The following is a 4,160-nucleotide window of genomic DNA, read 5'->3' as shown; positions in this document are numbered from 1 at the left end:
CGGGGATTTGGAGGTCATGATTTGGCTGATGAACTGCTGTTTCTTCTCCACGGTCTGCCACAGATAGGCGTCGAAGGTGCCCTCGGTGACATAGCGGTACACATGGACGAGAGGGTTGCGGTTCCCCTGCCGCTCGATGCGGCCTTTGCGCTGGGTCAGGTCCCGGGGCCGCCACGGGCAGTCCAGGTCGTGCATGGCGATGAGACGGTCCTGGACATTGGTGCCCGCCCCCATTTTCTGTGTACTGCCCATCAGGACGCGCACCTGGCCGGAGCGGACCTTGGCAAACAACTCTTTCTTCTTCGCCTCGGTGCCGGCCTCATGGATGAAGGCGACCTGCTCCTCCGGGATGCCGCCGCGGACAAGTTTGCGCCGCAGGTCGTCATAGACGGTGAATTGTCCGGAAGTGGCCTGGGGCGTGGAGATGTCGCAGAATACCAGCTGGGTCAGCTTGTCTGCCGCCCCCTCTCTCCAGATGCGCAGGATGTTGCCGACGCACTGATTGACCTTGCTCCCAGGGTCGTCCGGGAGCAGGGGGTTGAGAATGCGCTGATCCAGTCCCAGCTTGCGGCCGTCCGAGGTGATTTTGAGCATGTTGTCCTCTCTGGGTTCCACCTTGCCGCTATGTACCTTGCTCGCCCGCTTGGACAGTTCCTGGACCATCTGCTTCTGGAATTCGGTAGGCTGGCAGACGATATTGTGGTACTCCACCTCCGGCACGGGAAGATGGAGCTGATCTGCTGTCTGGATGTCCGCAACCTCTTTGAAGAGGCTCATCAGTTCCGGGAGGTTGAAGAATTTGGAGAAGCGGGTGCGGGCCCGGTAGCCGGTCCCCTCCGGGGCCAGTTCCAGCGCCGTCACGGTCTCTCCAAACCTGGAAGCCCAGCTGTCGAAGTGGGTCATGTCCAGCTCCTGGAGCCTGTCGTATTGCAGATACCGCTGCATGGTGTAGAGTTCCGTCATGGAGTTGGAGATGGGGGTCCCGGTGGCGAAGATGACGCCCCGGTTCCCGGTCAGCTCGTCCAGGTAGCGGCATTTCAGGAACATATCGCTGGACTTCTGGGCGTCGGACGTGGAGAGGCCAGCCACATTCCGCATCTTGGTGTAGAGGAACAGGTTCTTATAGAAATCCGCCTCGTCCACGAACATCCGGTCAACGCCCAGCTGTTCAAAGGTCACAACATCGTCCTTGCGGTGGTTGGCCTGCAACTTTTCCAGCCGGGCCATCAAAGACTTTTTCGATTGCTCCAGCTGCTTGATGGTGAACCGCTCGCCCTTGGCCCTCTTGACCTCCCGGATGCCTTCTTCGATGTCGTCGATTTGTTCTTCCAGCATCCGCTTTTGCCGTTCCGGGCTCATGGGTATCTTCTCAAATTGGCTTTGGCCGATGATGACGGCGTCATAGTCCCCGGTGGCGATGCGGGCACAGAACTTCTTGCGGCTGCGCTTCTCGAAGTCCTTTTTGGTTGTCACAAGGATGTTGGCGGAGGGGTAGAGCCGCAGGAACTCCGAGGCGGTCTGCTCGGTCAGGTGGTTAGGCACCACGAAGATGGACTTCTGGCATAGGCCCAGGCGCTTGGACTCCATGGCGGCGGCGACCATCTCGAAGGTCTTGCCCGCGCCCACCTCATGGGCCAGGAGCGTGTTGCCGCCGTACAGCACCCGGGCGATGGCGTTGAGCTGATGGGGCCGAAGCTGAATGGCCGGGTTGATGCCGCCGAAGGTGATGTGGCTCCCATCATATTCCCGGGGCCGGATGCAGTTCATCTGCTCATTGTATTGCTGTACCAGGGCCTGCCGCCGCTCCGGGTCCTTCCAGATCCAGTCGCGGAATGCGTCCCGAATGGCCTGTTGCTTCTGTGAGGCCAGGGTGGTCTCCTTGCTGTCCAGCGCACGCCGCTCCTGCCCGTTCGGATCGTTTACCGTTCGGTAGATGCGGACATCCCGCAGGTTCAGGCTGTCCTCCAGGATTTTATAGGCGCTGGTCTGGTCGGTGCCGTAAGTAGTCCAGGCGGCCACATCGTTGTATGGGACGGTGCCCTTTCCGGTGATGGACCACTCCGCCGTCTGCCGGCAATACAGCACACGGATGTACTCACGCAGGCGTACCGGGGTCTGGAACACCTCATACATGAACTGCTGGATATAGGACGGGTCAATCCAGGTAGCGCCCAGGCGCACCTCGATTTCCGAAGCGTCCAGGTCCCGGGGCTGGGCGGCCTGGAGCGCCTCCACATTCTTGGCGAAGAAGGGGTCCTGTTCTGCGATCATCTGCGCGGCACGGAGTTTCCGGCGCACATTCCCGGAGAGATACTCGTCCGCCGTCTGCCAGCCCTTGTCCCAGTGTTCGCCCTGTTCGTCGAAGTCAAAGGGGCCGGTCCCCGGATTTTTGAAGATGACGCCGGACAGGTCCTCCACGATTTGGGGGATGTGCTCTCTGCCGCCCATGAGCGACGCCATAAATTCCAGGTCCACCCGGGCCCGCTCTCCGATGGAAACGGCAAGGGCCTCGGCGGCGGTGTCCACATGGGTCACAGCCCGGTGGGACTGGATGGTGCGCTTGGTGAACATGTCCGCCTTGCGCTTCAGTTTCCCCTCATCGTCCAGAATCTCCAGGGAACAGAGCAGGTAGTAGGCGCTGTCCTTGTCGAAAGCCTGCCGGTTTGCCCGGTCGTTGATAAGGCCGTACCGGGCGGAGAAGGCGTCGTACAGGCGGCCCAGCTCCTGCTGCTTGGCCTGGATGGCGGCGTCTGTGCTGTGCTCGTCCATCTGGAGGGCGATAAGGCCGTGTACGCAGTTCCGCAGGGCGATCATGCCCCTGACACGTCCCTCCGCCGAAGCGGTCAACTCTGGGCGGACCATGACGCTGTTTTCCCGGTAGTACACTTGGCCGCCTACCAGGGCATAGGAGTAGTTCTTCACACCGGGGTCGGCGGGAAGCGTGGCGGCGGGCTTTGCCCCATCCTCCAGCTCCGGCGGCTCGGCCCCGGCATAGCGGCCCTGGACATGACCCACCGCATCGCGGAGCAGCTGGGCAAGGTCCGCGCCGGGGATGGGCGCCACGGTGTAGTCCTGCTTGCCGTACTGGGTGCTCTCGGCTACGGGCTGGCCCAGCACCATCTCCGGGTGGCGGATGAAGTAGCGGTTGACCATGAAGCCCTCCGGCGCTTCCCGGGTCTGCACCCACTCCGGCTCTGTGACCTGCGGGCTGCTCCGCTTTTGCAGGAACAGGATGTCCGACACTACCTCCGTGCCGGCGTTGGCCTTGAAGGCGTTGTTGGGCAGGCGGATGGCCCCCAGCAGGTCCGCCCGCTGGGCCAGATACTGGCGCACGGCGGAATCCTTGGCGTCCATGATGTAGCGGCTGGTGAGGAAGGCCACGATGCCGCCGGGGCGCACCTGATCCAGGGCCTTGGCGAAGAAGTAGTTGTGGATGGAGAAGCCCAGTTTGTTGTAGGCCCGGTCGTTCACCTGGTAATTTCCAAAGGGTACGTTACCCACGGCAAGGTCGTAGAAGTCCCGCCGGTCCGTGGTCTCGAAGCCGGCCACGGTGATATGGGCCCTGGGGTAGAGCAGTCTTGCGATGCGGCCGCTGATGCTGTCCAGCTCCACGCCGTACAGTTTCGACCCGGCCATGCTCTCCGGCAGACAGCCGAAGAAGCTGCCCACGCCGCAGGACGGCTCCAGGATGTTGCCGCTCCGAAAGCCTATGTGCTCCAGAGCCTCATAGACGGCGCGGATGACGGCGGGGCTGGTGTAGTGGGCATTGAGGACGGAACCCCGGGCCGATTCGTACTCTTCCGGCGTCAGGGCCTCCTTCAGCTCCCTGTATTCTTTGGACCAGTTCTCCTTGTCCGGGTCAAAGGCGTCCGGCAGCCCGCCCCAGCCCACATAGCGGGACAAGACTTCCTGTTCCTCCGCCGTGGCCCCGCGTCCTTCTGCCTCGATGGCCTTCAGGGTGCGGATGGCGTCCAGGTTGCGGCGAAACTTCTCCTTGGGTCCGCCCTCGCCCAGGTGGTCGTCCGTGATGCGGAAATTTTCTCCCCGGGCCTTTGCCTCTTGGGCAGGGCGCACGGCCGGGAGCTGGGGCGGAGTTTCCGGCAGGGGCGAGGAGGGAGGAGGGGCCTTTTCTGTTTCGGGCGGTGGGCTCACGTTCAGCG

Annotated in this window: 1 protein-coding gene; it reads right to left on the bottom strand. The window is 62.5% G+C overall.

Going from position 1 to position 4,160, the window contains the following annotated elements; translation table 11 throughout:
- Positions 1–4,160, bottom strand: a 4,160-nt coding sequence (locus B5F94_RS15495; RefSeq protein WP_158100311.1) for a DEAD/DEAH box helicase family protein, incomplete at both ends; no start/stop codon positions are given.

The sequence above is a fragment of the Flavonifractor sp. An4 genome, assembly GCF_002161755.1.
GTDB classification, from domain to species: domain Bacteria; phylum Bacillota; class Clostridia; order Oscillospirales; family Oscillospiraceae; genus Flavonifractor; species Flavonifractor avicola.
Note: the sequence above shows the minus strand (reverse complement) of the source record. Positions and strands in the feature narration are given on the sequence as shown.